The 26464-nt window shown below is 68.8% G+C and carries 24 protein-coding genes; 13 read left to right on the top strand and 11 right to left on the bottom strand.

Translation table 11 applies throughout. The features are described 5' to 3' along the window. The first annotated feature begins 32 nt into the window (after nucleotides 1–32). Nucleotides 33–395: a LapA family protein gene (locus AMYAL_RS0114005; RefSeq protein ID WP_020631936.1), complete on the top strand. Its 363-nt coding sequence runs from the start codon at nucleotides 33–35 to the stop codon at nucleotides 393–395. On the opposite strand, the gene AMYAL_RS0114000 is transcribed toward AMYAL_RS0114005, so the two are convergent. After that, the gene (locus AMYAL_RS0114000; protein ID WP_020631935.1) at nucleotides 383–1312 is read right to left on the bottom strand and encodes an AraC family transcriptional regulator; all 930 of its coding nucleotides are present in this window, start codon (nucleotides 1310–1312) and stop codon (nucleotides 383–385) included. The two genes, AMYAL_RS0114005 and AMYAL_RS0114000, sit on opposite strands and share 13 nt — an antisense overlap. A gap of 82 nt (nucleotides 1313–1394) precedes the next feature. Here AMYAL_RS0114000 and AMYAL_RS0113995 point away from each other — a divergent pair, with 82 nt between their 5' ends. After that, nucleotides 1395–1793, top strand: coding sequence for a pyridoxamine 5'-phosphate oxidase family protein (locus AMYAL_RS0113995; protein ID WP_020631934.1), 399 nt, complete (start codon nucleotides 1395–1397; stop codon nucleotides 1791–1793). Here AMYAL_RS0113995 and AMYAL_RS0113990 read toward each other — a convergent pair. Further along, the gene (locus tag AMYAL_RS0113990; protein ID WP_143267809.1) at nucleotides 1756–2625 is read right to left on the bottom strand and encodes a maleylpyruvate isomerase family mycothiol-dependent enzyme; all 870 of its coding nucleotides are present in this window, start codon (nucleotides 2623–2625) and stop codon (nucleotides 1756–1758) included. The genes AMYAL_RS0113995 and AMYAL_RS0113990 overlap by 38 nt on opposite strands. An 80-nt stretch (nucleotides 2626–2705) precedes the next feature. On the opposite strand from AMYAL_RS0113990, the gene AMYAL_RS0113985 reads away from it, so the two are divergent. The 8 genes from AMYAL_RS0113985 to AMYAL_RS0113950 all read left to right on the top strand — a co-directional run bounded on the left by AMYAL_RS0113985 (nucleotide 2706) and on the right by AMYAL_RS0113950 (nucleotide 15174). Next, the gene (locus AMYAL_RS0113985) at nucleotides 2706–3488 is read left to right on the top strand and encodes an Abi-alpha family protein (protein ID WP_020631932.1); all 783 of its coding nucleotides are present in this window, start codon (nucleotides 2706–2708) and stop codon (nucleotides 3486–3488) included. A gap of 7 nt (nucleotides 3489–3495) precedes the next feature. Then, nucleotides 3496–4740: a DUF445 domain-containing protein gene (locus tag AMYAL_RS0113980; RefSeq protein ID WP_020631931.1), complete on the top strand. Its 1245-nt coding sequence runs from the start codon at nucleotides 3496–3498 to the stop codon at nucleotides 4738–4740. 584 nt (nucleotides 4741–5324) lie between these two features. After that, complete coding sequence (locus tag AMYAL_RS0113975) at nucleotides 5325–8297, top strand: patatin-like protein (protein ID WP_020631930.1); 2973 nt, start codon at nucleotides 5325–5327, stop codon at nucleotides 8295–8297. Nucleotides 8298–8531: 234 nt separating this feature from the next. Beyond that, a complete protein-coding gene (gene ectA / locus AMYAL_RS0113970; protein ID WP_026467053.1) occupies nucleotides 8532–9023 on the top strand; it encodes a diaminobutyrate acetyltransferase in 492 nt (163 codons plus the stop codon). A gap of 38 nt (nucleotides 9024–9061) precedes the next feature. Next, nucleotides 9062–10312, top strand: a complete 1251-nt coding sequence (ectB, locus tag AMYAL_RS0113965) for a diaminobutyrate--2-oxoglutarate transaminase (RefSeq protein WP_020631928.1) — start codon at nucleotides 9062–9064, stop codon at nucleotides 10310–10312. 43 nt (nucleotides 10313–10355) lie between these two features. After that, nucleotides 10356–10745 carry an ectoine synthase gene (locus AMYAL_RS0113960; RefSeq protein ID WP_007033454.1) on the top strand — a complete coding sequence of 130 codons (390 nt, stop codon included), beginning with the start codon at nucleotides 10356–10358 and terminating at the stop codon, nucleotides 10743–10745. A 24-nt stretch (nucleotides 10746–10769) separates the two neighbouring features. Beyond that, complete coding sequence (gene thpD / locus AMYAL_RS0113955; protein ID WP_020631927.1) at nucleotides 10770–11669, top strand: ectoine hydroxylase; 900 nt, start codon at nucleotides 10770–10772, stop codon at nucleotides 11667–11669. A 715-nt stretch (nucleotides 11670–12384) separates the two neighbouring features. After that, the gene (locus AMYAL_RS0113950; protein WP_020631926.1) at nucleotides 12385–15174 is read left to right on the top strand and encodes an AfsR/SARP family transcriptional regulator; all 2790 of its coding nucleotides are present in this window, start codon (nucleotides 12385–12387) and stop codon (nucleotides 15172–15174) included. 224 nt (nucleotides 15175–15398) lie between these two features. Here AMYAL_RS0113950 and AMYAL_RS0113945 read toward each other — a convergent pair whose 3' ends face one another. The 6 genes from AMYAL_RS0113945 to AMYAL_RS0113920 all read right to left on the bottom strand — a co-directional run bounded on the left by AMYAL_RS0113945 (nucleotide 15399) and on the right by AMYAL_RS0113920 (nucleotide 19809). Then, on the bottom strand, nucleotides 15399–16049 hold the full coding sequence (locus AMYAL_RS0113945; protein ID WP_020631925.1) for a DUF4190 domain-containing protein: 651 nt from the start codon (nucleotides 16047–16049) through the stop codon (nucleotides 15399–15401). Nucleotides 16050–16211: 162 nt separating this feature from the next. After that, on the bottom strand, nucleotides 16212–17096 hold the full coding sequence (locus AMYAL_RS0113940; protein WP_020631924.1) for a hypothetical protein: 885 nt from the start codon (nucleotides 17094–17096) through the stop codon (nucleotides 16212–16214). Beyond that, nucleotides 17093–17569, bottom strand: coding sequence for a DUF6932 family protein (locus AMYAL_RS0113935; RefSeq protein WP_020631923.1), 477 nt, complete (start codon nucleotides 17567–17569; stop codon nucleotides 17093–17095). The genes AMYAL_RS0113940 and AMYAL_RS0113935 overlap by 4 nt, the downstream gene beginning before the upstream one ends. 92 nt (nucleotides 17570–17661) lie before the next feature. Further along, nucleotides 17662–18102 carry a hypothetical protein gene (locus tag AMYAL_RS0113930; protein ID WP_020631922.1) on the bottom strand — a complete coding sequence of 147 codons (441 nt, stop codon included), beginning with the start codon at nucleotides 18100–18102 and terminating at the stop codon, nucleotides 17662–17664. Nucleotides 18103–18109: 7 nt separating this feature from the next. Then, nucleotides 18110–18829 (bottom strand): OmpA family protein, encoded by a 720-nt coding sequence (locus AMYAL_RS0113925; RefSeq protein WP_245192908.1) that lies wholly within the window; start codon nucleotides 18827–18829, stop codon nucleotides 18110–18112. Between the two features lie 140 nt (nucleotides 18830–18969). Continuing rightward, nucleotides 18970–19809 carry an SGNH/GDSL hydrolase family protein gene (locus AMYAL_RS0113920; RefSeq protein WP_020631920.1) on the bottom strand — a complete coding sequence of 280 codons (840 nt, stop codon included), beginning with the start codon at nucleotides 19807–19809 and terminating at the stop codon, nucleotides 18970–18972. Between the two features lie 273 nt (nucleotides 19810–20082). Between AMYAL_RS0113920 and AMYAL_RS0113915 the strand changes: the two genes are divergently transcribed. Beyond that, nucleotides 20083–20766 carry a DUF3159 domain-containing protein gene (locus AMYAL_RS0113915; RefSeq protein ID WP_020631919.1) on the top strand — a complete coding sequence of 228 codons (684 nt, stop codon included), beginning with the start codon at nucleotides 20083–20085 and terminating at the stop codon, nucleotides 20764–20766. A gap of 84 nt (nucleotides 20767–20850) precedes the next feature. On the opposite strand, the gene AMYAL_RS0113910 is transcribed toward AMYAL_RS0113915, so the two are convergent. After that, nucleotides 20851–21834 carry an N-acetylglucosamine kinase gene (locus AMYAL_RS0113910; protein ID WP_020631918.1) on the bottom strand — a complete coding sequence of 328 codons (984 nt, stop codon included), beginning with the start codon at nucleotides 21832–21834 and terminating at the stop codon, nucleotides 20851–20853. Beyond that, nucleotides 21831–22874, bottom strand: coding sequence for an SIS domain-containing protein (locus AMYAL_RS0113905; protein ID WP_026467052.1), 1044 nt, complete (start codon nucleotides 22872–22874; stop codon nucleotides 21831–21833). Before AMYAL_RS0113905 ends, AMYAL_RS0113910 begins: the two co-directional genes overlap by 4 nt. A 140-nt stretch (nucleotides 22875–23014) precedes the next feature. Between AMYAL_RS0113905 and AMYAL_RS0113900 the strand changes: the two genes are divergently transcribed. Both AMYAL_RS0113900 and AMYAL_RS0113895 read left to right on the top strand, forming a co-directional pair. Continuing rightward, nucleotides 23015–23770 carry a GntR family transcriptional regulator gene (locus AMYAL_RS0113900; protein WP_026467051.1) on the top strand — a complete coding sequence of 252 codons (756 nt, stop codon included), beginning with the start codon at nucleotides 23015–23017 and terminating at the stop codon, nucleotides 23768–23770. A gap of 91 nt (nucleotides 23771–23861) precedes the next feature. After that, nucleotides 23862–25373, top strand: a complete 1512-nt coding sequence (locus tag AMYAL_RS0113895; RefSeq protein WP_020631915.1) for an MFS transporter — start codon at nucleotides 23862–23864, stop codon at nucleotides 25371–25373. Nucleotides 25374–25473: 100 nt separating this feature from the next. Here the strand turns inward: AMYAL_RS0113895 and AMYAL_RS0113890 are convergent, their stop codons facing one another. Next, a complete protein-coding gene (locus AMYAL_RS0113890; protein ID WP_020631914.1) occupies nucleotides 25474–26412 on the bottom strand; it encodes a threonine ammonia-lyase in 939 nt (312 codons plus the stop codon). Nucleotides 26413–26464 lie beyond the last annotated feature (52 nt).

Below are 26464 nucleotides of genomic sequence, written 5' to 3'. Positions count from 1 at the left end.
GATCGCGCGTACTTCGGCGGACACTGTCCTGCATGACGCAGCCGCAGGAGGGTGCCGCCGAGGTTCCGGTCGATCCCGTGAAGCCGCCCGAAACCGGCGGCGCGCGCCACAGCGGGAAATTCGAGGCCGGTCCGAAACTCAAACGGACCAGGGTGAGCGGGACGTGGATCGCCGTCATCGTGGCGCTGATCGTGCTGGTGTTCCTGCTCGTGTTCATCCTGCAGAACCAGGACACGGCGACCGTCCACTTCCTCGGCATGTCCGGCAGCATGCCGCTGGCCGTCGCGATGCTGTTCTCCGTGATCGCCGGCGGCGCGCTGGTCGCGCTCGTCGGCGGCGCCAGGATCCTGCAATTGCGCAAGCAGGCCAAGAAGTCCCGGCATCAGCTGCGCTGAAGGGCGCCGCGCCGGAACTCGCTCGGGTTGACGCCGCGCACGCGTTTGAACGCCGCGCTGAACCCGAAGGGGTCGGAGTAGCCCACGGTGTGGGCGATGTCCGAGATGGTCGCGGATTCCTCGCCGGTCAGCAGATCCGCCGCGAGGGTCATCCGCCAGCGGGTGAGATAGGTCAGCGGCGGTTCGCCGACCAGGTCGGCGAACCGCTTGGCCAGCGTCGACCGCGAGACCCCGGTCCGCCCGGCCAGCGCGCCGACCGTCCACGGTGCCGCCGGTTCCGCGTGCAGCAGGCGCAGCGCGTCGCCGACCACCGGATCCCGCTGGGCCGCCCACCACGCCGGGGGCTCACCGCCGGGCCGGTCGAACCATTCGCGCAGGGAGCAGACCAGCATCCAGTCCAGCAGCCGGTCTAGAACCACTTGCTGACCCGGCGCGTCGACGGCGACCTCGGCGGCGAGGTGGTCCAGCACGGGATCGCCCGCGCCCCCGGCGTCCACCCGCAGCACCACGGGCAGCGCGTCCAGCAGCGGGCGGCCGATCTCGCCGCGCACCGGGTACGCGCCGACGATCAAGGTCGTCTCGCCGCCGAGATCGTCGACCCAGCCGAGCCGATGCCGGGTCCCACCCAGTTCGGGCGTCGCGCAGGCTTCACCACACGCGATCGGCTCGGCGGAAGTGCCGACCTCGTCGACGAAAGTGAACGTCGCCGGGCCGCGCACGATGATCGTCTCGCCCGCGCGAAGCAGTTCGGGCCGGCCGTCCTCCGGCACGATCCAGCCCGCGCCGGTGAGCACGGCGCACAGGGTCAGCGGCGCGCCGTCCACGAAGTGCAGTGACCAGGGCGGGGACAGCGTCGAACTGCCGAACAGCGAACCGTGGGAGCGCACCCCGCGGATCAGGTCACTGAAGACGTCCACCTCTCCGAGATTAGACGAATACGCAGGCGATCCGGCTTTTCACCTATGGGCACGTCCAAGCCGACCGGGTTGAATCGAGTCCATGCTGACCGTCGAAGACCTCGAATTCCTCCGCCGCCCCCTGCACGGTTTCCTGACCGTGGCCGACGGCCCGGTCCGGCCGGTGTGGTTCGAAGCCGCCGATGACGGCACCATCCAGCTGTTCACGCCCAAGGACTCGCCCAAGGTGCGGAAGCTGAGCGCCGACCCCCGCGCCTCGATCGTCGTCGCCGCCCCGGTGGGCGAGCGCGAACGCTGGGTTTCGGTCGCCGGGAGCGCCGCGGTGGAGCCGGACGGGGCACACGAGCTGGCCGCCCGCCTCGCCGAGCGCTACTGGGACCTCGAAGACCCGGCCCACGCCGGTGAACTCGCCGGGATCCAGACCCTGGATCTCGTCCGGCTCGTCATCCAGCCGGAGAAGGTGAGCCGTTACTCGATGTGATGATCGACGTCATCCCGAGAACGGCCGCGCAAACGTTTTCGTCGCCCTTGGCGGTGACCAGGTCCCGGTCCGCCGGGTTCCGGGTGCACAGCCGCCAGAAGGTGTCCGCGTCCGTCGTCACCGAGGCCAGCGGCGCCCGTGACGTCGGCGCGACACGGTCGATTTCCCAGCCACCGGCGGTCCGCTGCGCCGTCCACTTCCCGCCGCCCTGGCCGGTGACGGTGTAGACGACCTGCCGTCCTGTCCGCGCTTCGACGTCACGCAACGTGTGCGGCAGCGCCCTCATGAAGGTGTCGACCACCGGCCCGCGGAAGTCCCGGTCGTCGAGCATCCGTGCCCCGACGGCTTCGCGGATCTGCTGCTGGTGCAACCAGAACTCGGTGTACTCGCGGGCGACGTCGAGCCAGACCGGCGCCGGTTCGTCCCCGGCCCAGCTCACCGGATCTCCCAGGGCGTCGAGGTCGGCGCGGCCGAACATCTCGGCGATCTGCGAGGTGCTGTCCACCAGCATCGCGAACAGCACTTCGGGGGACAGCCGTCGGCACGCGACCACCCATTCGTCGTTGATCCGGTCGATGAAGTCGCCGAACCGTTCACCCTCGCGCGGCGCCGTCGTCCGGTAGTCGTCGCGGTCTCGGGACAGCCTGCCGAGCTTGTCGCCGAGGATGTGGGCGGCGAGATCGTGCACCGTCCAGCCCGTGCACACCGTCGGCGCGGCCCACTGCTGGGCGTCCAGCCCGGTGAGGACGTCCATCAAGGCCTGCTCCTCCCGCGCGAACAGCGGGAGGACGTCGATCGGCGGACCCCAGCGCGTGAAGCTCATGGTGACCATCCAAACACCCTGGTCCATCACAATTTCGGCCATTCGGCCTACTCGCAGGTAGCATCAGCGCGAACGTGAGGGGAGTGCCCGTGAGCAACGATCGACCCGCCGGTGACGACCTGGCCGCTTTCGCCAAACGCGCGGGGCAGCTGGCGGGCTGGGCCGCCCGCACGGGTTTCGAGTTCACCCGCAAGCTCCCCGGCGTCGAACTCGCCGAACAGATCGTCAAACAAGGTGAGCGGCAGCTGCTTTCGGAGCTGCGCCGCCGTCTCGACGAGGTCGACGACCCGTACCACGCCGCGCTCACCGCCGCGTCCGCGATGAACCGGCCCGACACCGACAGCTCGCGCCCGGTCGAGGCGACCATCACCCTCGTGCACACGCGCGCGCAGCTCGAACCGCTCCGCGCGGCGATGGCCGAACTGCTCAACCACTCGATCGGCTTCGGCCGCGAGCGGGCGCGCGAGTACCTCTACGCGATCATCCTGCGGCAGCTCACGCCGGACGAAGCCCGCATCCTTTCCGCGCTCTCCGACGGCTCGCCGTTCCCCGCGGTCGACGTCGCCGAGCGGACCAATCTCGGCGGCGCCGGGCGGTTCGTGCTGCGCAACGCCTCCACCGTCGGCAAGGCCGCCGGGGTGTCGCTGCCCGACCAGGTGCCGGGCTACCTCACCAGGCTGATCGGGCTCGGCCTGGTCGAGCTGGACGAAGAGGTGCCCGCGCTGGAGACGCAGTACGAGATCCTGATGACCGACGAGACCGTCCGCGAGGCGGAGAAGTCGGTCAAGCGGGCCAAATTCGTCAAGCGCACGGTGCACATCTCCCGGCTCGGCGCCCAGTTCTGGCAGGCCTGCGACCCGAGCGCCGGCTGATCCCGGCATGGGCGCGTTCCTCGACGGGATCCTCGCCGATTTCGGCAGGCACTGGCCGATCTACGTCTCGATCCCGGTCGTCGCCGCCCTGATCGGCTACACCACCAAACTCGTCGCGATCCGGATGATGTTCCAGCCGGTCGAGTTCATCGGGATCAAACCCTTCCTCGGCTGGCAGGGCATCGTGCCCAAACGCGCCGCGCGGATGGCGAGCATCGCCTGCGACACGATGACCGAACAGCTGATCAAACCGGCGGAGGTCGTCGCCCGGCTCGACCCGCAGAGAATCGCGCGGGAGATCGAAAAACCGCTCCAGGCCGCCGTCGAGGACATCGTGCGCGACGTCGCGGCCCACTACCAGCCGGGGCTGTGGGAATCGCTGCCGGTGGGGATGCAGCGGCTGGTGATCCAGCGCGTCCAGGCCGAGACGCCGAAGATGGTCGCGGCCGTGCTGGAACTGATCAAGTCCGATGTGGACAGTGTGTTCGACCTCAAGGGCATGGTCGTCACCGCACTGGTCAAGGACAAACGGCTGCTGAACCGGATCTTCCAGGAGGCGGGCGACAAGGAGTTCAAGTTCATCGCCCGCTCCGGCATCGTCTTCGGCGGGCTGATCGGCGTCATCCAGATGGTCGCGTGGGTGCTGTTCAAGTTCCCGCTGATCATGCCGCTGTTCGGTCTCTTCACCGGCTGGTTCACCGACTGGCTGGCGCTGCGCATGATCTTCTACCCGCTCGAAGAACGCCGGTACTTCGGCGTGCGCTGGCAGGGCCTGTTCCTGAAGCGGCGCGGCGAGGTCGCGGAGGCGTACGGCGGGCTGATCGCGAAGGAGATCATCACCCCGCACAACGTGATCGAGGCGGTGCTGCACGGCCCGCTGTCGGACCGGGTGCTCGGGCTCATCCAGCGCCAGCTCGACGAACAGCTCGGGCGCCGCGTCGGCGTCGGGAAACCGCTGGTGGTGTTCGCCGTCGGCAGCAGGCGGTATCAGGACATGAAACTGAACATCGCCGAGAAGATCATGGACAAACTGCCCGAGACCATGCGGTACATCGAGGACTACGCCAACGACGCGATGGACATCCGGAACGTGCTGGTGACCAAGATGAAGGAACTGTCGCCGCGCGAGTTCGAGGGACTGCTGCGGCCCGCCTTCCAGCAGGACGAATGGATCCTGATCGCGACCGGCGCCGTCCTCGGCTTCGCCGTCGGTGAGGCCCAAGTCCTCCTGCTGGAACACTTCGCCGCCTGACCCGCCCCCGGCGCGTTTCATCACCTGATTGCGGCGGTCCCGCGCCCACCGGCTCAGGCGGCGACGTTGCGAAAGCCACTTTCGCAACCTTCAACGTTGTGAAAGTGGCTTTCGCAACGCGCTCGTCTGGGGGCACCCGCGCTGCAGGTCCGTGAAGGCCTCCTTGCCTACCCTGAAGGTAGCGAAGGAGGCCTTCACCACTTTGCTCGCCGTCCGACGGCGAGGATGTGTCGCGAAAGCCACTTTCGCGACACCAGACGTCCCGAAAGTGGCTTTCGCGACACGCTCGGCGCACTGGAGCACTTCGCCGCCTGCCCTCCGCATTCAGTCCCCTGAACGCGTTCTTTACACGGCCCGCCGGACCTCTCGGTGACGTTGTGAAAGCCACTTTCGCAACCTTCAACGTTGTGAAAGCCACTTTCGCAACGTCCCGCCGCTGCCCGCCCCCGCCCGCCGCCGCCGTCAGAGGACTGAATGCCTGAAATTGCCCTTACGGGTGAACGAATTTCGGCACCAACGGCGGTACGCGGGTTCGGCCGTCCGGTCTACAGTGCTCGTGCACTTAAGCCTTGGGGAGGGCGCACATGGCCGACGCGGGGAGCCCGTGGCCGCAGGAGATCCGGCTGGCGATGACGATGGTGGGCGGGGCGAGCCTCGCGGTCTGGATGGGCGGGGTCGCCACCGAGACCTCCCATCTGCTCCAGGCGTCGAGAACGCCGGAAGCCGAAGGGCCGTACCGTGCCCTGCTCGACCTGCTCAACGTCACCGTCTCACTCGACGTGCTCACCGGCACGAGCGCGGGCGGCATCAACGCGGCGTGCCTCGGGCTGGCGGAGGCGTTCCGGTCGAGCCCGCAGGTGCTGCGCGACACGTGGATCAGCACGGGATCGCTCGACAACCTGATCCGTGACCCCGGCGAAAAGGCACCACGCTCGCTGCTCGACGGCGACAAGGTTCTGCTGGCGGATCTGAAGGACGCGCTGCACCGGATCACCGACAAGGCGACGGTGAAGCCCGACTGCCCCGACATCACCGTGCTGCTCACCGGCACGATGATCGACGGCGAGACGACCAGGTTCGACGACGCGCTCGGCAACCTGGTCCGGGACACCGAACATCGCCTGCTCTTCCGCTTCGATGGTCCTTTGTGGACAGATGACGTGGTGGGCCCGCTCGCGCTCGCGGCGCGCTCCACCGCGTCGTTCCCCGGCGCGTTCGAACTTTCCCGGATGCCGATCGGCGAGAAGACCGGCCCGTTGCATCCGGACATGACCGAGTACACCGACGTCTCGCGGTCGCATTGGCTCACCGACGGCGGTGTGCTGCTGAACAAGCCGTTGCGCCCGGCGCTGCGGGAGATCTTCGAACGGCAGTCGCATTCGGACGTCCGGCGGCTGCTGCTGTACGTGGTGCCGACGGCGGAACGCGAAGCCGAACGGGTCGTGGTCGATCCGGAGCGGCCGCCGCTGCTGGGCAGCGCGATGAGCAAGGTCGTCGGCACCGTGCTGAGCCAGACGATCAGCGCCGAACTCGAAGACCTGACCCGGCACAACGACGCCGTCGTCCGGACCAGGGGAACCCGTGTTTCCCTTGCCGCGATGGGGGTTCGCGGCGGTCCGGACACGCTGGTCGACCAGCGGCTGATGAACGACTACCGCGATCGGCGGGTCCAGGAGGACGCCACCGCGCTGGTCCGTGAGGCGACCCGCAGGCTCTCACTGTCCGATGTGGAGGATCCAGGCCGTCAGTGGGCGTCCGGCACGGCGGCACAGCTGCGCGCTGCCGCGGCGTCGGGCCTGCGCGACGGCCTGCCCACCGAGCCGCCGAAGGACACCTGCGAACTCGGCGACCTGATCGCCTTCCGCACCACCGCCCTCGACGATTCGGTCGCGACCGGCCTGCAGCTGGTGAACGCGGGCTTCCGGCTCGATCCGTCGCCGGAGCAGGCGACGCAGCTCAATCGTTGCCGTGTGCTGCTGCACGAGGCCCGGCACAAGGCCGCCAGGGGCTACCGGATCGCGGGCTGGGTCACCCGGCAGGATCCGCCGAAGTCCGAGGACACGCTGGCGGCCTGGATCGAAGGGCTCGCCAGGAAATGGGCCGAGATGGGCCGGTCGGACACGCTGAAGGAGGCGTGGCCGCTCGTGGTCGCCGCGCTCCGGCAGGCGACGCCGATACTTTTGCCCCTGGCGCAAGGGAAACCCGAAACCGAAGCCGCCGACACGGTGAGCACGCTGTTGGCGTGGACGGCGCTCACCTCCGACGAGAAAAGCGCCGGCGACGCGGTCGTCACCTCCCGGCTGGTGCGGCTGCACATCGCGACGCGGGGTCTGCTCGCGCAGCCGCCGTCGGTCGACCAGCGGGTCGACCTCGTCCAGGTGAGCGCGGATTCGCGGACGCTGCTGGACATGAAGCGCCGCCGTTCGTGGGACAAGCTCACCGGTATGCAGGCCGACTACTTCGGCGCGTTCTACAAGGCGTCCTGGCGTGCGAACGACTGGATGTGGGGCCGGGTCGACGGCGCGGGCTGGCTGGTCCAGTGCCTGCTCGACCCGAAACGCCTGCGGCTGCTGCGCGACGTCGTCGGGCGCGAGGCGTTCCGGACGCAGGTGCGGGACACCTTCGAGAAGATCGGCTGGCGCCGTCCCGGTACGGAAGACGGGCTCTCCCAAGAGGAAGCGGACGCCCTGTGCGCGCAGCTGAAGGAGGAACTGGCTTTCCTCGGCCTCGACGGCGAACTCGCCGACGTGGAAGGCGAAGCCGCCCTCCCGATCAGCATGCCGGTGACGGCGATGGTGCTCGCGCGGGTCCGGCAGCTGGAGATCGCGCGCGAGGAACTGCCCTGCGTCGGCCTCCATTGCGGACAAGACGCGAAAACGGCCAAGGGCAACGGGAAACCGTCGGAACGGTTCCGGCAGCTGATCGAGAGCGAGCCGGAAACCGCCGAGCAGACCCAGCGCGCGTTCCAGGCGTGCCAGGTCTCCGGCGAACGGTTCGAACACGAACGCGGGACGATGCTGCTCACGAAGACACTGGTCAAGGCGGGTGCTGCCGGTCTCAACGCGGCCGCGGGGGCGACCAGGATGCCGAAATCGGTGCAGCCCGCCGCGACCTTCGCCCAGGCCGCCGGGCGCAGCGCCTGGTGGATCACGCGCGGCGCGGCCACCCTGCCGTCACCGTGGAACGTGCTCGTGGCGCTGATCACCGTGCTGGCGGGTTTCGTCATCGGCGGGCAGGGCGGCCCGGTCCTGCAGTGGGTCGGTGTCCCGGTCGCCGCGGGCGCCATCGTGTTCCTGGTGGTCAGCCTGATGACGTTGCGCAAGACGTGGCGGATGGTGCTCACGGTGCTCGGCGTGCTGGTGGGGGCGGCTCTGCTCTTCGCCGCGTTCCTGCCGCCGATCCGGGACCCGCTGTTCGGCTGGCTCGGCGGCGTCGTCGCGGGCTGGCGGCGCGGCGAGGCACCGGTCTGGTGGCTGGTCGTCTGCCTGCTGTTCCTGCTGCCCGCCATCTGGACGCCGCTGGGTTCCGTCTTCCGGAGGCGAGCTCACCGCAAGTAGGCCCCTCCTCGCGGATCGGGCCCCCGAATCGCGTCCTGACCGTGCGACGAAGTGGTAACGGTTGGTATCGTCACATCCAGTGAGACCGTCTCCAAGCGGCCTTACCCACGAGCGCTGCGCTTCAAACGTTACCGTTACCTTTGTCACGTGTGTTTCGAGGTTATTGCAGGTAGCCGCGTTGCCGCCGCCGCGCTGATCTGACCGCGCCCGAATCCTCCGGTACGTTTCTTGGACATGTCCGGAAAGCACTTGATCGAAAACCCGACCAAGGCAGACGGTGCCGCGCTCTGGAGAATCGCCCGCGATTCGAAGAAGCTCGATCTCAATACGCCTTACGCCTATATGCTGTGGTGCCACGATTTCGCCGACACCTCGGTCGTCGCGAAAGTCGACGGCGAGCCGGTCGGCTTCGTGATCGGGTATCGGAAGCAGGACACCGGCTTCGTCTGGCAGGTCGCGGTCGACGCGTCCCAGCGCGGAAAAGGCCTGGCCGGGGCACTGCTCGACGAGCTGTTCGACCAGCTCGTCGCCCAGGGGGTCCGGTACCTCGAAACCACGATCACTCCGGACAACGAGGCTTCGATCCGGTTGTTCGCCTCGTTCGCCAAGCGATGGGACGCCACCTTGGAACGCCAGGATCTGTTCTCCGCGACGGATTTCCCGGCCGAGGAAGGAACGCATGAGCAGGAGGACCTGTACCGAATCGGTCCGCTCGGCAACAACTAGGACGTAAAACCGGGGATCCCAGGGAGAAAGAAAACGTGATGAGTATTTTCGAGGAACTCGAATCCGAAGTACGCAGTTACAGCCGTGGCTGGCCCGTGGTGTTCGACAGGGCGCAGGGAAGCTACCTGTACGACGAAGACGGCAAGGCCTATCTCGACTTCTTCGCCGGCGCCGGCGCGCTTAACTACGGGCACAACAACCCGGCGCTCAAGCGGGCCCTGATCGACTACATCGCCCGTGACGGCGTCACCCACGCGCTCGACATGTTCACCGTGGCCAAGCGGGACTTCCTCCAGACGTTCAAGGAGAAGATCCTCCAGCCGCGCGATCTCGACTACAAGGTCGTCTTCCCCGGCCCCGGTGGCGCGAACGCGGTCGAGGCCGCGCTGAAGCTCGCGCGCAAGGTGACCGGCAAGGAATCGGTCATCAACTTCACCAACGCCTTCCACGGGATGACGCTGGGCGCCCTTTCGGTGACCGGCAACTCGATGAAGCGCGGCGGCGCGGGTGTCCCGCTGGTGCACGCCACCCCGATGCCGTACGACAACTACTTCGACGGCTCCATCCCGGACTTCCTCTACTTCGAGAAGCTGCTCGAAGACTCCGGCAGCGGCCTGAACGAGCCCGCCGCCGTCATCGTCGAAGGCGTCCAGGGCGAGGGCGGCATCAACGCCGCGCGCATCGAGTGGCTCAAGGCGCTGGACGACCTGTGCAAGAAGCACGGCATCCTGCTGATCCTCGACGACGTCCAGATGGGCTGCGGCCGCACCGGCCCGTTCTTCAGCTTCGAGGACGCGGGCATCAAGCCCGACATCGTCTGCCTGTCGAAGTCCATCGGCGGCTACGGCATCCCGATGGCGCTGACGCTGATCCGCCCGGACCTCGACGTCTGGGAGCCGGGTGAGCACAACGGCACCTTCCGCGGCATCAGCCCGGCGTTCGTCACCGCGACCGAGGCGCTGCGCGTCTACTGGAGCGACGACGAGCTGGAGAAGTCGACCAAGGCCAAGGGTGAGCGCATCGCCGCCGCGTTCCAGGGCATCGTCGAGGCGTACCCGGACGCGAACCTGTTCGCGAAGGGCCGCGGCCTCGCCCGCGGCATCGAGTTCGCCAACGGCGACCTCGCGGGCAAGGTCTGCGCCGCCGCGTTCGAGCGCGGGCTGCTCATGGAGACCTCCGGCCCCGACGGCGAGGTCATGAAGGTGCTCCCGCCGCTCACCCTGACCGAGGACGAGCTCACGAAGGGCCTGTCGATCATCGACGAGGCCGTCGCCACCGTCCTCAGCTGACCCGAACCGACCGCCACAACCAGGAACGAGAAGGAGTTTTCCGTTGCTTGTCAGAACACTCGACGAGGTCACCGACACCGACGCCGACATCAAGACCCCGAACTGGCGCAGCAAGCGCATCGTGCTGGCCAAGGAGGGTGTCGGTTTCTCGGTGCACGAGACCACGCTCTACGCCGGGACGGTCAACGATTTCTGGTACGCGAACCACATCGAAGCGGTCTTCATCACCTCCGGTGAAGGTGAGCTCGAGAACACCGCGACCGGCGAGGTCTTCCAGCTGAAGCCGGGCACGTTGTACCTGCTCAACGACCACGACAAGCATCAGGTCCGGCCCAAGACCGAGATCAAGTGCGTCTGCGTGTTCAACCCGCCCATCACCGGTCGTGAAGTCCACGACGAAAACGGCGTGTACCCGCTCGTCACCGAACCCTAGGAATCGCTCGAGGAGGCGACCGCTTTGACGCTGACCGACACCCGAGTCGACGACAGTTACCCGACCCGCATCACGGGTAAGCCCGAACAGCTGCCCAGGACGCACCCCACCGTCTGGGGCACCGAGGCCGACGGTCCCATCGACGCGGCCGCGCTCGCCAACCACGAGACCCGTGGTTACACCGTCGTCGACCAGTTGTTGTCGCCTGGCGAGATCCAGACCTACTGGCAGGATCTCGTCCGGATGTCGTCGGAAGACCATCGCGACGACGAGCGGGTCATCACCGAGGCCAAGACCGGTGAGGTCCGCTCGATCTTCGACGTCCACGAGACCAGTGAGCTGATCGCGGAACTCGTCCGCGATCCCCGCGTGCTCGACCGGGCGCAGCAGATCCTCGGCTCCGAGGTCTACATCCACCAGAGCCGGGTGAACTACATGCCCGGTTTCAAGGGCACCGGGTTCTACTGGCACTCGGACTTCGAGACCTGGCACGCCGAGGACGGCATGCCCGCGCCGCGGGCGGTCAGCTGCTCCATCGCGCTCACCGACAACTACCCGTTCAACGGCGGGCTGATGGTGATGCCGGGTTCGCAGCGGACCTTCGTCCAATGCGCTGGGGAGACCCCGGAGGACAACTACAAGAGTTCGCTGAAAGAGCAGCGGGCGGGCGTTCCCAGCGAGGAAGACATCACCAAACTCGCCGCCGAATACGGAATCGATCAATTCACCGGACAGGCCGGTTCGGCGCTCTGGTTCGATTCGAATGTGATGCACGGTTCGTCGAACAACATCACGCCGTACCCGAGGTCGAACATCTTCATCGTGTTCAACAGCGTCGAGAACGCGCTGCGGAACCCGTACGCCGCGATCGAACCGCGTCCGGCGTTCATCGCGGGCCGCGACTCGTCCCCGCTGACGCGCTGAAGAAACCGCAGGTAGCGCAGGCCATGGCGGGGCGGCTGTAGCCGTCGGTGTGCGCCCTGTTACGTTGTCGCCACGTGAGCGGGCCAGTGGGCTCGCTCACGTAGGTGTTGTCGACGGTCGAACGGGTTCTTCGCTCGGGGTGAGCCCACCCGGACGACGTGGACGCCGATGTCCGGTGTGGGTCGCGCCCCCAGGCGGCCCAAATCGGACATCCCCCGGCTCCGTGCCATCAGATCGGGACTGATGGCACGGAGCCTTTTTTATTGCCGCACTGTTCTGCTGCCGCGCGCTGACGAAGAGGCGCGCGGGGTGAAGTCTCCCCGTCGCGCCGGCGCGCTTCCGGGGAGACAGTCCGCCGGTCCCGCACTTTCGCTCGCGACGTGCCTGGAGGCTGAGGTCTCGTGACTCGACGTCGTGTCCTGAAGGGCGCCTTCAGGACGTTCAACGTCCTGAAGGGGCCCTTTGGGGCATCCGAAGCGCGGCCGGGCGTGACGCGAAGGGAGCCTTCCCCGACACGCCCACCCGCCACCCGCCTGGACACGTTGACTTTCCCTCATCGGAACCGACTTACCACTCACATCGATTTTGGTCATTTCCCGTTGACCGCTTCCGACCAGCTATGTCTCTCTTTCCTCGTGTTTCCTGGTTGGCGGCCTCTTCGCGCGGTAGGTTGGCTACTCCGGTAAGGGGAGAGATCGGAGGAGGTGGGCTTGCCATGGGCGAAAGCGGTTCCCCTGCTCGCTTCCAGCTCCTCGGTCCCGTGCGCCTCCTCGACGGCGAACGGCCGGTCCCGGTCGGCGGCCCCGGTGTCCGCGGTCTGCTCGCGCTGCTGGCGTTGAAGGTCAACAAGGTCGTCGCGCTCGACGAGATCATCGACGCGCTCTGGGGCCACGATCCGCCCGCCACCGCCCGCACGATCGTGCACGGCAACGTTTCCCATCTGCGTCGCGTGCTCCGTGACATCCAGGGTGACCATCCGGGCGGCGCCCGGATCCTCACCGCGCCGCCCGGTTATCAGCTCACCGTCGAGCCGGGCCGGATCGATGTCCACCGTGCCCGTTCGCTGCTGGAACAGTCCTCGGCGGAAGATCCGGACAAGGCGTCCGAGCTGCTCGCCGAGGCACTCGCGCTGTGGCAGGGGCCCGCGCTGGCCGGTGTGCCGGGTTCGGTCCGCGCGCCCGAGCTGGAAGATCTGCGGCTCGCCGTGCACGGTGCCAGGGTCGACGCGGATCTCGAACTCGGCAGGCACGCGGAACTGATCGTCGAGCTCAGCCCGCTGGTCCGGGCGAGCCCGCTCGCCGAGCGCACGGCCGGTCAGCTGATGCGCGCGCTCTATCACGCCGGTCGCCGCGGCGACGCGCTCGAGCTGTACCGCACGGTGTCGCGGGCGACCCTGCGGACGCTCGGCGTCGAACCCGGCGCGGACCTGCGCTGGCTGCACGAACGCGTCCTGAACGACGATCTGCCGGTCAAGGCCTTCGCGGATCCGAAGGCCGAAACGGCGCCCGTGCAGCAGTTGCCGCCCGCCGTGCCGAGTCTCGCCGGACGTGAGGCCGATCTGGCCTGGCTCGACGACCTCGCCGAGCGGGCCGAGGCGGGCGAGACCGCGGTCGGCGTGGTCTCCGGGACCGCCGGAATCGGCAAAAGCAGCTTGGTGGTGTGGTGGGCGCATCGCGCCGTCCGCCGCTTTCCCGACGGCATCCTTTTCGCCTCGCTGCGGGGTTTCGACCCGCATCACCCGCCGCTGGAGCCCGCCGATCTGCTCACCCAGTTCCTCCTCGGGCTCGGCGTCCCCTCCGACGGCGTCCCGGAGCAGGTCCACGAACGCATCGCGCTCTACCGCTCGATGATCGCCGGGCGCCGGATGCTGGTGATCCTCGACAACGCCCGGTCCGCCGAGCAGGTGCGGCCGTTGCTGCCGCCCGGTTCGCGGTCGATGACGCTGGTGACCAGCCGATCCCGGCTCGACGGGCTCGCCGTGTCCAACGCGGCGAAGCTGCGCGTCCTCGGCACGCTCGCGCCCGGCGACGCCGTCCGGCTGATCGAGGAACTCGCCGGGCCCGCCGGATTCGACCTCAACCACGCGCTCGCCCGGCTCTGCGGTTATCTCCCGCTGGCGCTGCGGATCGCGGGCGCCCGGCTCGCCGCCAGCGCGCAGTGGTCCGCGCAGGACCTCGTCGACGAGCTCGGCAACGAACGCACCAGGCTGGCCGCGCTCGATGTCGAAGGCCCGGACGACGGGGTCCGCGCGGCGTTCGACGTGTCGTTCCGCGGGCTGCCGTCCGAGGTCGCGGACACGTTCCTGCGGCTCGGCGTGGTCCAGGTCGTCTCCGCGGGCTCGTATCTGACCGCGGCGATCGGCGAGATCACCGTCGCCGAGGCGCGGCGGCATCTGCGGGTGCTCACGGCGCACAACCTGCTCACCGAAACCGGCCGCGACTCCTTCGCCCCGCACGACCTCGTCCGCCTGTTCCTGCGCGAACTGGCGGAGAACGAACTCGACGAAACCGACCGGGAAGACGTCCTGTCGCGTTCGGTGCGGTTCTACCAGGCCGTCGCCGACAGGGCCCGGCGGAAGATGCTGCGGATCGTCGACCCGCTCGACTTCACCGGTGTGCTGACCGACGCGCAGACGCCGCCGCTGGGCTCCTTCGCCGAGGCACAGGACTGGTTCACCGCGGAATGGGAGAACCTCGTCGAGGTCCTCGAAGCCGCCCGCGCCGGCGGGCGCCACGACGACGTCTGGCGGCTGGCGAGGGTCGCGCACACCTATCGCGCGGTGTACCCGCTGCTGGACGAGTGGACGCGGCTGGTCGAGATCGGACTGGAGGCAGCCGAGCGGTCCGGTGACGTCCTCGGCCGCTGCTGGATGCTGATCTCGCGGTGCGCCATCGCGCTCACCTTCGAACTGCCGCAGGGCTGTCTCGCCGACGCCGAAAGCGCGCTGGAACTCGCGAGCGCGATCGGCGACAACCGGCTGATGGTCTCGGCGAACATCCACCTCGGCTCCGCGCTGACCCTGCTGGAGCGGTACGACGAAGCCATCGCGACGTTGCGCCAGGCGGCCGAGGAGACCGAGCGGACCGGCGACCTCGAACTGCGCGGGCAGGCGCTCAACAACTGCGCGGAGGCCGAGAAACGGTCCGGGCGGTTCATCGAGGCGATCGGGCATCAGGTCGCCTCGCTGGAGATCGACCGGACCCTCGGCGACGACAGCTATGTCGTCGTCTCGCTGAACAACCTGGCCGAACTGAGCATGCGGATCGGCGAACTCGCCGCCGCCGAACGGTACGTCTGGGAGGCCGTCGACCTGACCATCAGCCGTCGGTTCGTCCTCCAGGAAGGCGTGCTGCGGCTGACCCTGGGCAGGGTGCTGCGGACCGGGTCGGATGTGGACGGTGCCCGCGAACAGTTCGCGCTCGCGTTGAAAATCCTGGCGGACGCGAATCCGAAGCTCGCGGCCCTGGTCCGTGCGGAACTCACCGACCTCGGCGAAGGTCCCTGAGTGATCCTTAGCGGATTCTTAGTGGCCTTGTGTCTCACGCGCGTAGGGTCCCGTTCAGCGTCGATCGAGCCCTAGGGGAGGGGCATTCGGTAGAGATCGGCGCTCGGGCGGGCCTTTCGGGGTTCGCCTGAAGAGCCGCCAGGAGCGGCTCGTGGCGGTCCGGCCGGTGGAGGTGGGGGCGATACCGGCCGGCCGCCAGGCGGGTAATCCGAAACGCGCGGGGATCAGCCGGTGCTCGCGGTGCACAGGGCGATGGTCTGGCCCTTGTTCTCCGCCACCTTCTGGCCGTTGACCCGGATCGTGCAGGAGATCTGGTTGCTGACCGACGCGTTCCGGGTGTCCGCGGTGACGGTGAGCAGGTAGTCGCCCGAGTTGAAGGACGCCGTGCCACGCCATTCGTCGGTGCTGGCCGGGGTCGTCTCGCTCCGCTGGTCGTTGAGCGAACCGAACCGGACGGTCGCGCCACCGGAGGCGCTGACGACGAACTCGACGGTGTTCTTGTCGCCCGCGGCCGCCGGGATGTGCAGTCCGGACCGACCGGTGGCGAAGAAGTTGGTGTAGACCAGTAACCCGCTCGCGGCCAGCAAACCGGCAATGGAAAGCGCGAGCCCCGCGATCCCCATTCCCTTCTTGTCGGCTTCGCCCTTCTTGATTTTGGTCAAACCGATTACGGAAAGAACCAATCCGGTCACGGCGAGCGGCCATGCGGCGACTCCGGCGATCGGGACGAAGGCGACCCCGAGTGCCACCAGCCCGACCAGGAAACCGGCGATGACCAGGCCGTTCTTGGGCTTCTTGTGCCGGGTTCCGTGCGTGGCGAACCCAGGTCCGTAGCGAGTGGCCTGCGGGTGCGGGAGAGGTGGATCGGTCGGCATGCTTGCCCTTTCGGAGGCTTCCGTCCGAAGACGTTAACCCATCGTTCGGGGAAGCGGCCGAAATTGTTACCTGCCGGAAAAAGTCATTATTCAACGATCATGAAGCGGTCATCGATATTTTCTGACGAGAATTGTGGCATCGTCGAAATATCGGAAACCCGATCACTGATCGAACAGGCTGACTTCGGGGGTGATCTCCAGCAGCTCGTGCACCGGGCGGCCGCGGCGGCCGTCGATGGTCGTGGTACGCACGACGCGCAGCCTCGCGGTCACCGGACGGTCCAGGTTCTCCTTGATCTCGTCGAGCAGATCCGGCGCGACGGCGCCCTGGATCGTGCCGCCCGATTCGCGTTCGAGATAGAAGATCCGGCGCCGCGTGCGGACGCCGTCCAGCCTGCCGCTGACCGTCTCGTAGCCGACCGCTTCCCGCGACTCGCGCAGGCTCCCGGACAGGATCCGCGCCTGCTCGGTGGTCATGCTGCGGGTCAGCTCGTCACCGGCGGTCGGGGTCATCGCCATGCCGATCCCGGCGTGCTTGCTGACAGCGTTGACGATGTCGCTGACCGCGTTGCGGACGGTGTCGCGCTGCAGCAGCACCGCGTCCAGTGCGCCGTCGTCGGAACCGTTGGCAGGCAGGAAGTCGCACAGTTCCTTGACCGCGCGTTCGGACAGCGATTCGAGTCCGTCGTGGATGAGCGCGTCGTCGAGGGCCGGTTCGGGGAAACCGAAGAAGATCGCGTTACCCGCCTGGCCGCGCTGGATCAGCGGGGCCTTCTCCCGGTCCGCGGGCTGGACGAAGGTCACCTCGCCCGACGGGTTGCGGATGATGTGCCCGATCTTGGCCGTCGCGTCCTGAAGCGCGCGGCTGATGTCCGAGAAGGTGTACGCGTCGAGATGCGACTCGCCGATCACGGACACGCGAAGCAGCGGCGAACGCGACGTCCGCTCGAACTTCGCGTACGCGGCCATCGCCGAGGCACGGGCGAGGTCGTCGAGCCAGGTGCCACCGGGGATCTCGTCGGCGATGCGCCGGAATTCGTTCCTCACCAGATCACTTCCGGAATTCCCCTGCCACCCGATGCCCAGACTTCTTCCCAGATCTCCTCGTCGCCGGGGCGGCAGAGGAAGCCGTCGAGCATGCCGCCGACGGGCTGGACCTGGTCGAGATACATGGCGGGCTGGCCGACGATGACCCCGCGCAGCGTGAACAGCCCGTACAGCGCCGAGCGGCCCGCGTCGTCGAGCCGTTTGAGCGCGCCCCATTCGTCCGGGATCAGCACCACGTCGAGCCCGAGCGGCGCGTGCGGGGTCCTGGCGGTCAGCGCGCCGCCGATCCACGCGCGGCCGGTCGGCATGATCCGCCGGGCGACTCCCAGGTAGCCGTTCAGCGCGCTGAACAGGATCTCCCGGTCGTTCTGATGCGGCGCGTCGAAGACCAGCCGCTCGTAGACATCGGCCAGGTCAGCGGGATGGCGGCCCGGAGGCAGCAGGTTGTGCGGCGTCCAATGGGGGAGCGCCAAAGCGGAGCCTCCTTCGTGTGCCGGAGCTCCCGAACGAAGAAACGTACCCGGCGTCACGCTCACAGTGCGTAGCCGAATTTACCAGGTGGGTGTCAGCTGCCCTGCCCCGGCCGGTGCTCGGCCGCGCGTCCGGCCGGTGGCCAGTCCTCGTCACTCGGCCAGACCGGTTCGGGTTCGTGGCCGCCCTCGCCGTTCCGGCCCGCCGGTCCCGGTTCGTCCGGATGGCGGATCCACATCGGGTCCGGGGTCAGCTGACCTTCACGGTGGCCTTCCGCCTCCTGGTCGTACGGCTCGTCGTCGTCCTGGAGCCGTGCGGGCGGGATGAACTGCGTCCGCTCGGAGGAGAGCAGCTCGGGCACGGGCTCGGGTTCGGGCTCGACGGGCGCGGCGACGGCCCGTTCCGGCTCGCGGGCCGCCGGTCCGGGTGCCGTGCGCTCACGCCGTTCGCCGCGCGTCATCAGCCAGGTGGCACCGCAGCCGAGGGCGAAGGAGATGAGCAGCCAGAGCCAGATCTGCCCGAAGAGCCAGAGCATTCAGCCATCACCTCTGTTCTGCCTTGATGTCGACGCGGCGGCCCTCGCCGCTCGCGCCGTCGGAGGTCCTGCGTTGGGTGGAGTACGCCTGGTCGCGTTTGACCCCGTTGCGTTCCAGCAGCCGCTCCACCGTCAATGCCCGGTTCAGCGAAAGCCTCTTGTCCGAACCGGTCGCCACCGTTCCGGTGATCCGGAACCGCAGTTCGCGTGGCGCGTCCGTGAGCAGCTTCGCGATCTCCAGCGCGCCGCGCTCGCCGTCCGGGGTGAGTTCGGTGCCGTCCGGTTCGAAGGTGATCGGGGTGGCGGCCAGCAGGCGATCGATCTCGGCCTGGAAACCGGCCTTGTCCGTCGGCTTGGCCGGAGCCGTCGAGCTGGGCGGCGGGCTCGGCGGAGCGGGCGGCGGGCCGGACGGCTCACCGCCGGTGGTCACCGGTCCGGCGGGCGGGGCGGTGTCGCCGGAGATCTCGACCGTGCGGACCCCGTCGATCCGCTGGATGGCGTCCATCGCCTGCGCGGCCTTGTCCGGCGGGAAGCCGGTGAGGTTCGCGTCGCGGCCGGAGAAGGTCACCTGGCCACCGGAGACGCCGACGTCGGCAAGCGCGTTCTTCGCGCGCGCAGTCAGGCCGGCCTCGATGTCGTCCGAGGTCGACCAGACGGAAATCGCCGTCAAGGCGAGCGTGACCAGCAGCGCTGTAGGCAGCAAGCGGCTCCAGCGTGTACCGGGCATGAAGGGACTGTAAGGCGCGTCAGGCGCGGGTGCATCGGACGCTGAGGACATGACCCGGTTGGGTGACGTCGAAGGGGCCCCTCCCGCCGGTGATGCGGTGAAGGGCCCCTTCGTGGCGGCAGCTGAGGGGAAAGACCCCTTCAGCTCGCGTGGTGGTGGATCTCCCGCAGCTGCTCGGCCGGGAGCGGGACGGCCGCCGACTCGATCTGCTCCAGCGGGAGCAGCGGAGCGAGCTCGGGGCGCTTCGGGGACAGGCCGTCGCCCATGGACTCGCCCTTGAGCTGACGCCGGATCCACGGCAGCAGGTGCGCCTTCGTCCACTCGAGGTCGGACCGGCGCGAGGTGATCCAGGTACTCGGCTGCTCGGACGCCGGCCACGGCTCACGCCAGTCGTCGGCGACCGGGACGCCGAGGACCTCGGCCGCGCGCAGCGCGATCCGCCGGTGGGCCTCGGGGGTGAAATGCAGCCTGTCGTCGCTCCAGGCGCGACGGTCGTGCAGCGGGGCCATCGCCCACATATCGACCATCTTGGCGCCGTGCCGGTCGGCGATCGCCCACAGATGCGCGTTGTAGATGCCGACCTTCCCCCGCAGGACGTGCATCACGGACAGGTACTTGGTGTCCGGGCCGTTGAAGATGAGCACCGGGATCCCGGCCTCGCGCAGCTTGGCGACCCCCGCCTCCAGCCGCGCGGCGACGGCGTCCACGTCCGCGCCGGGCACGATGATGTCGTTCCCGCCCGCGCACAGGGTGACCAGGTCGGGCTTCACCGCGAGCGCGATCGGCAACTGCTCTTCGAGGATCTCGTCGAGCATCTTCCCGCGGAGGGCGAGGTTCGCGTACTGGAAATCGGGCCTGCCTTCGGCCAGGATCTCGGCCAGCCTGTCCGCCCAGCCCCTGAACGTGCCGTCGGGCAGATCATCGTTGAGTCCTTCGGTGAAGCTGTCACCGATCGCCACGTAGCTGTCGAATCCGTACACGTTGGGTCCCCTTCCGTCCGTGTGCCCCCGGTTGGTACTTGTACACCACAACTAACAGCTGAGAGCGCCCCTGCAATCCCGCCTGACCGAAACCCGTGGTTCAGCCCGTTGACACAGTCTCTTATTTTGTCGGACGTCCATGCATCTCCATTACCGGGATGTACACTCCTGGGCTGCTGAGATTCCCCTCAAGTGGGTGTGAAACGGACATGTGATGTGGCGAACGTCTCCCCGCCAGGGTGTCCGAGGTCATGGATCCGGCAGGCTGTAAGGGTGACCTCACAACCCCCGCGCGAGTCGCTCGCCCAGATCCTCGGCGGGCGGCGTGGCGCCATCGACGCGAGCATCCCGCCCGCGGCCTTCGTCCTCGGCTGGCTGATCGCGGGCCAGTCGATCGCCTGGGGTGCCGGGGTGGCCATCGGGGTGGCGGTGCTGCTCGGCGGGTTCCGGGTCGCGCGCGGCGACAAGGCCCGCGCGGTCGTGGTGAGCCTCGCCGCGGTGATCGCCGCCGCGCTGATCGCCCTGCACACCGGCCGCGCCGAGGACTTCTTCCTCATCCAGCTGCTGTCCAATGTGGCCAGCGCGCTGCTGTGGGCGGCCAGCATCGTGATCCGGTGGCCGCTGCTCGGCGTCGTGGTCGGGCTCGTCATCGGGCAGAAGACCCGCTGGCGCCGTGATCCCGCCCTGCTGCGCGCGTATTCGCGGGCGAGCTGGGTGTGGGTCTTCCTGCAGTACACGCTGCGAGTGGTCGTGTACGGCTCGCTGTGGTGGAGCGGGCAGGTGGTCGCGCTCGGCATCGCGCGGACGCTGCTTTCCTGGCCGCTGGTCGCCGTGACGGTCGCCGTGAGCGGCTGGGTGCTGTACCGGACCCTGCCGCCGGAACACCCCGGTCTGCGGGTCGTGGAGGAGAACGGGGACCCCTCGGATTCCGAGCCCGGTGGGCTGCCCAGGACATAAGGCGGCCCCCGGCGAGGGGGGAGGGTCCGGGGGCCGGGTCCAACGGTACCCGGAGTTCGGCCCCGGAGTCGATAGTTTGGTCTTTTAGGGCGTTTTTTTGGTGTTTTTCCAGGCCGGCACCGGACGCGGCGTGTCTTCCCCATAGGCGTCGACGGCGGCGAGCCACGCGGCACCCAGTACCCCGTCGGTGCTGGTCAGGACCTCGTACCCGGCGAGTTCGGCACGGACTTTCGCCCCGACCGGGCCGTCCGGCGACAGCACGCTGCCGACGAGGACGATCGGCGTGGTCTCGCCGGGATCACGCGCGGCCATGACGTTGGTCACCAGCAGGGCGGCCGCGTCGTCGGTGATCCGGCCCGCCGCCGGGTCGCCTTCGCGGTCGGCCTCGCTGACGAACGGGGCGAATCCGGCGAGCCGGATCGGCGCCTCGGAGTTGGCGCTCGTGATGAGCGCGCGCCACAGCGTGGCCCGATCGCCGGGTGAGTCCACTGAGTCCATTACGGACGGACCGAGCGCCTCGGCGAGAACGGCGCGCGCGAGCGGGCCGGGTTCGCCGCCACGGCTCAGAACATCCAAAGTGGAGCGAACGGCTTCACGGCCGAGCCAGTACGCCGAGCCTTCGTCACCCAGCAACCAGCCGTAGCCGCCGGCGGTGGAAACCACGCGCCTGCCGCGGACCCGGCAGGCGATCGACCCGGTGCCCGCCACGAGGACCGAACCGTCCGGCGCGGAAGTGGCCGACGCGTAGGCGACCTCGGGGTCGGGGACCGTCCGCACCGGACTGATCCCCAAATCCCGCCAAGCGGTTTCGAAGATCCCCGCGATCGCCGGATCGCTCAGTTTGCTGACCCCCGCCATGCCGACGACGCACGCCGCGGTCTCCGCCGGGTCCAGTCCGCCCAGCGCGCCGGTGATCGCGCTCGCGATCCTCGCCGCGGCTTCGGACGGCGGATGGGAGTTGGGGTTCGCCCCACCCGCGCGCCCGGTGCCGAGCACGACGCCGGAGGCGTCGACGGCGATCGCTCGCGTCGACGTGCCTCCGGCGTCCACACCGATGACGTGGGTCACCGCGTCTTGGTCACCTTGAGCAGCCCGCGGGGGCTGTCCGGGTCACCGCCGCGCGCCAGCGAAAGGCCGAGCGCGATCCGCTGGATCGGCAGGATCTCCAGGATCGGGGCGAGCTCTTCGGCGGACGGGGCGACCCCGATCCGCAGCGCCGCGGGGACGTCGGCGGAAGCCGAGCCGACCGCGAGCACGTCCGCGCCGCGTTTGCCGACGGCCTCGAGGACCTCCTGCATCGCGCCGACACCGTGGCCCTGGCTCGTCACGGCGAGCACCGCTGTCTCGCCGTCGACCGCGGCGACCGGGCCGTGCAACAGGTCCGCGCCGCTGTACGCGCGGGCCGCGAGGTAGCTGGTTTCGGCCAGCTTCAGAGAACCCTCCAGCGCCGAGGCGTAGGAGTAGCCGCGGCCGGTGGTGAGCACGCGGTCGACGAAGCGGTACCGGTCCACCGCGCGCTGGACGCCTTCGTCGGCGCCGTCGAGGGTCTGCTGGGCGAGTTCGCCCAGCTTCCCCGCGTCCTCGCCCTTGCCACCGCGGACCGCGTCGATCAGCAGGTAAAGGGAGAGCAAGGTGGCCGAGTACGTCTTCGTGGCGGCCACGGCCTTTTCCAGCCCCGCGCCGATGTCGACGCCGAGCTCGGCGGCCGCGCGCAGCGGCGACTCCGGGGTGTTGGTGACCGAGACGGTCAGCGCTCCCTGGCGGCGCGCGGTTTCGGTGACCTCGATGAGATCCGGGGAACCACCGCTTTGGCTTACTGTGATGAAGAGAACGTCCCGCAGATCGGGACGGGCGCCGTACAAAGTCGCGGTGGAGGGCGAGACGAGACCGCAGGGGAGACCGAGGAGTACTTCGATCAGGTACTTCGCATACAGGGCTGCGTGGTCGCTGGAGCCACGGGCGGCGAGCAGTGCGAACCTGGGCGGGCGCTTGGAGATGGCTTCGGCCACCTCGGCGATTTCGGCCTGTCGCTCCACGATTCCTGCCAGAATGGCGGGTTGCTGGGAGATCTCCGCGGCCATGTGCTCGCCGGGGCGCTGTTCGGTCATCTCGTTCCCTTCCACCGGGACGTACTTCGTCCCCCGAGTAGGTCTAGACCAATGCTAGCCCGAATGGACGTTTGTGGTGAAGGGTACGTTTCCTAGCGGGGACGGTGCGCGTTTGAGTGGGAAGGCTTAGGGAGTCGGTCATGTTGGAGACAACCACCGCGAGTGAGGCGGGCGCTACGGCAGGGATGCGCGGGCAACGCGAACCCAAGTACTGGGCGCTGAAACAGCATCTGCTCGACCTGCTCGACGCGTTGCCGCCGGGCTCGCCGATTCCGACGGAACGGGCGCTCGCCGGGGAATTCACCGTTTCGCGCACCACGGTCCGGCAGGCGCTCGCCGACCTGACCGCCGAGGGCAGGCTCCACCGCGTGCAGGGCAAGGGCACCTTCGCCGCCGAGCCGAAACTCGCGCAGCGTCTCCAGTTGTCGTCCTACACCGAGGACATGCGCAAGCAGGGCCTCAAGCCTTCGTCCAAGCTGCTGGAGATCGACGAACTGCCCGTCGAGGCGGATCTGGCGAAACTTCTCGGAATCCGCGTCGGCGCGAAGATTCTTCGTCTTCGCCGTCTCCGGCTGGCCGATTCGCAGCCGATGGCGCTCGAGACCACGCATCTCCCACTCGGCCGGTTCCGCGGTTTGCGCAAACACGTTTCCGCAGGTGGTTCGCTGTACGCCGTGCTGCGGGAGCACTACGGCGTCGAGCTGGAAAGGGCCGAGGAAACGATCGAGACCGCGCTCGCCGGACCGCACGAAGCGGAGATGCTCGGCGCCGACGTCGGAATGCCGATGTTGCTCCTTTCGAGGCATTCTTACGCCACCGACGGAAAACCGGTCGAGTTCGCGCGCGCGATCTACCGGGGAGACCGTTACAAATTCGTCACCACGTTGCTTCCCTGACCAGTCAGGTAATTCCGGGAGAGATCGCTTTCCCGGAAAACGTGCCGATTTCGCGGTGGCCCGGTACCGCTCGTCGTGCTTCAGTCGTCCCATGACTGACACGGCGGCGGGAATCCGCTGGGGGACGCCGGTGGCGCGCGGGGTACTCGCGACGACCATCGTGGGCTCGGGCATGGCGATGCTCGACGGGACGATCGTCAACGTCGCGCTGCCGAGGATCGGCGAAGAACTCAAGGCGTCCGTCGCGGGCCTGCAATGGATCCTCGACGGCTACCTGCTCGCGCTCGCCGCGCTGATCCTCGTCGCCGGTTCACTCGGCGACCGCTACGGCCGCCGCCGCATGTTCGTCGTCGGCGTCATCTGGTTCGGGATCGCGTCCGGGCTGTGCGCCGCCGCGACCACGACCGAGATGCTCGTCGCGATGCGGATCCTCCAAGGGATCGGGGGAGCTTTGCTCACGCCCGGCTCGCTCGCGATCCTCCAGGCGTCCTTCGCCCACGACGACCGGGCCCGCGCGATCGGCGCCTGGTCCGGGCTCGGCGGCATCGCGGCCGCGATCGGCCCCCTGCTCGGCGGCGTGCTGGTGCAGGTGTGGTCGTGGCGGCTGGCGTTTCTGATCAACCTGCCGCTGGCCGCCGTCTGCGTCCTGCTCGCCCGGCGCTACGTGCCCGAGTCCCGCGACGAGGAGGCGACCGGGCATCCGGACTTCACCGCGGCCGCCGTCGGCGCGATCGGGCTCGCCGGGCTCACCGGCGCGCTGGTCGAGGCACCCGGACGCGGCATCGGCGACGTCGTCGTCCTGGTGGCCATCGTGCTCGGCGTCGCGGGGCTGGGCGCGTTCCTGGTGATCCAGCACCGCTCGGCCGACCCGCTGGTGCCGCCGAAACTGTTCCGCGACCGGACGTTCAGCCTCGCCAACGCGCTGACCTTCGTCGTCTACGCGGCCCTCGGCGGCGTGATGATGCTGATGGTCATGCAGCTGCAGGTTTCGCTGGGCTACTCGCCGACCGCGGCCGGACTCGCCGGGCTGCCGATCACCGTCATCATGCTGCTGTTCTCCGGCCGGTCTGGCGCGCTCGCGCAGCGGATCGGGCCGCGTGCGCAACTGGTCATCGGCCCGATCCTGGTCGGCGTCGGCATGCTCCTGCTGATGCGCGTCGGGCCGGGGGCGTCGTACCTCGGGTCGGTGCTGCCCGCCGTCGTCGTATTCGGTGCCGGGCTGGCGACGGTCGTCGCCCCGGTGACCGCGACGGTCCTCGCCGCCGCGCCGGACCGGTACGCCGGCGTCGCCTCCGGGGTCAACAACGCCATCGCCCGGTCCGGCGGCCTGCTCGCGATCGCCGTGCTGCCCGCCGTCGCCGGGCTCTCCGGCGCCGCCTACACCGACCCGGTCGCGCTGACCGCGGGCTGGCGGACCGCGTTGCTGGTGTGCGCGGCGCTGGCGATCGGCGGCGGGCTGATCGCGCTCGGCATCCACAACGGCGTCCTCGACACGCCTGCTTCCCCTGACGTCGAGACCGACGAGTCACCGCATCCGGGTGAATGTCTCCACTGCGGCGTCGACTCGCCGCCCACGCACGTCCGGCCCGCCGGTCACGCGTGATCAGACACGGAACTCGCGTGCTTGGAGCCGGATCTCGTGAGTTCCGCCTCCAAGCACGCGAGTTCCGGCTCCGATCACGCGAGTCCCGGCTTCCGTCACATCAGGCCAGCAGGGCGGCCAGCGTCGTCGGGTCCAGGTTGCCGCCCGAAACGACCGAAACGACCTTTCCCGGCGGCAGCGCGTCGCGGTGGGAGAGGAACGCGGCGGTCGCGGTGGCCCCGCTCGGTTCGGCGATCAGGCGGGCGCGGTGCGCAAGTGTCCGGACGGCCTCCCGGATTTCCTCCTCGGAAACGGTGACGACGTCGTCGAGCACGGCCTGGAGGTGGGCGAAGGTCAGGTCCGACGGCTGGGCGCGCAGACCGTCCGCGCTGGTCCGCGCCCGCAGGTCCATCGGCCATTCGATCCGCCTGCCCGCGCGCAGGCCCTCGGCGGTGTCGGCCGCGAGTTCGGGCTCGACGCCGATGACCTTCGCGCCGGGGAGCAGCGCCTTGATCGCCGTGCCGACGCCCGAGGCCAGCCCGCCGCCGCTGAGCGGGACGAGCACGACACCCGCGTCCGGCAGGTCCTCGGCGATCTCCAGGCCGACGGTGCCCTGTCCGGCGATGACGTCGCGGTGGTCGAACGGCGGGATCATGGTGAGCGCCCGCTCCTCGGCGACGGCGAGCGCGGAGGATTCCTGGCGGTCGATCGGGACCTCGATGACCTCGGCGCCGAGCGCCTTGGTGGCTTCGACCTTGGCGCGCGGCGCGACGTCCGGGACGATGATCACCGCGTGGATCCCGAACCGCTTCGCCGCGTAGGCGACCGCTTGCGCGTGGTTGCCGCTGGAGAACGCGACGACACCGCGAGCGCGCCGGTCTTCGTCCAGCGCGGCGATCGCGTTGTAGGCGCCGCGCACCTTGAAGGCGCCGATCGGCTGAAGGCTTTCCGGTTTGAGCCACAACGGCGCCCACGACTGTTCCAGTAACGGTGTGCGCACCGCGGCGCCGTTGACCCGGCTCGCCGCGTCGCGGATTTCCTCGATCGAAACCAGTTCCATATGCCTGATTATGTCAAGGAGTCGTAAACCGTGGACAGTCCTTTTTGGACAG

Source organism: Amycolatopsis alba DSM 44262 (assembly GCF_000384215.1).
Lineage (GTDB): Bacteria > Actinomycetota > Actinomycetes > Mycobacteriales > Pseudonocardiaceae > Amycolatopsis > Amycolatopsis alba.
This window is presented reverse-complemented; position numbering and strand designations above follow the sequence as displayed.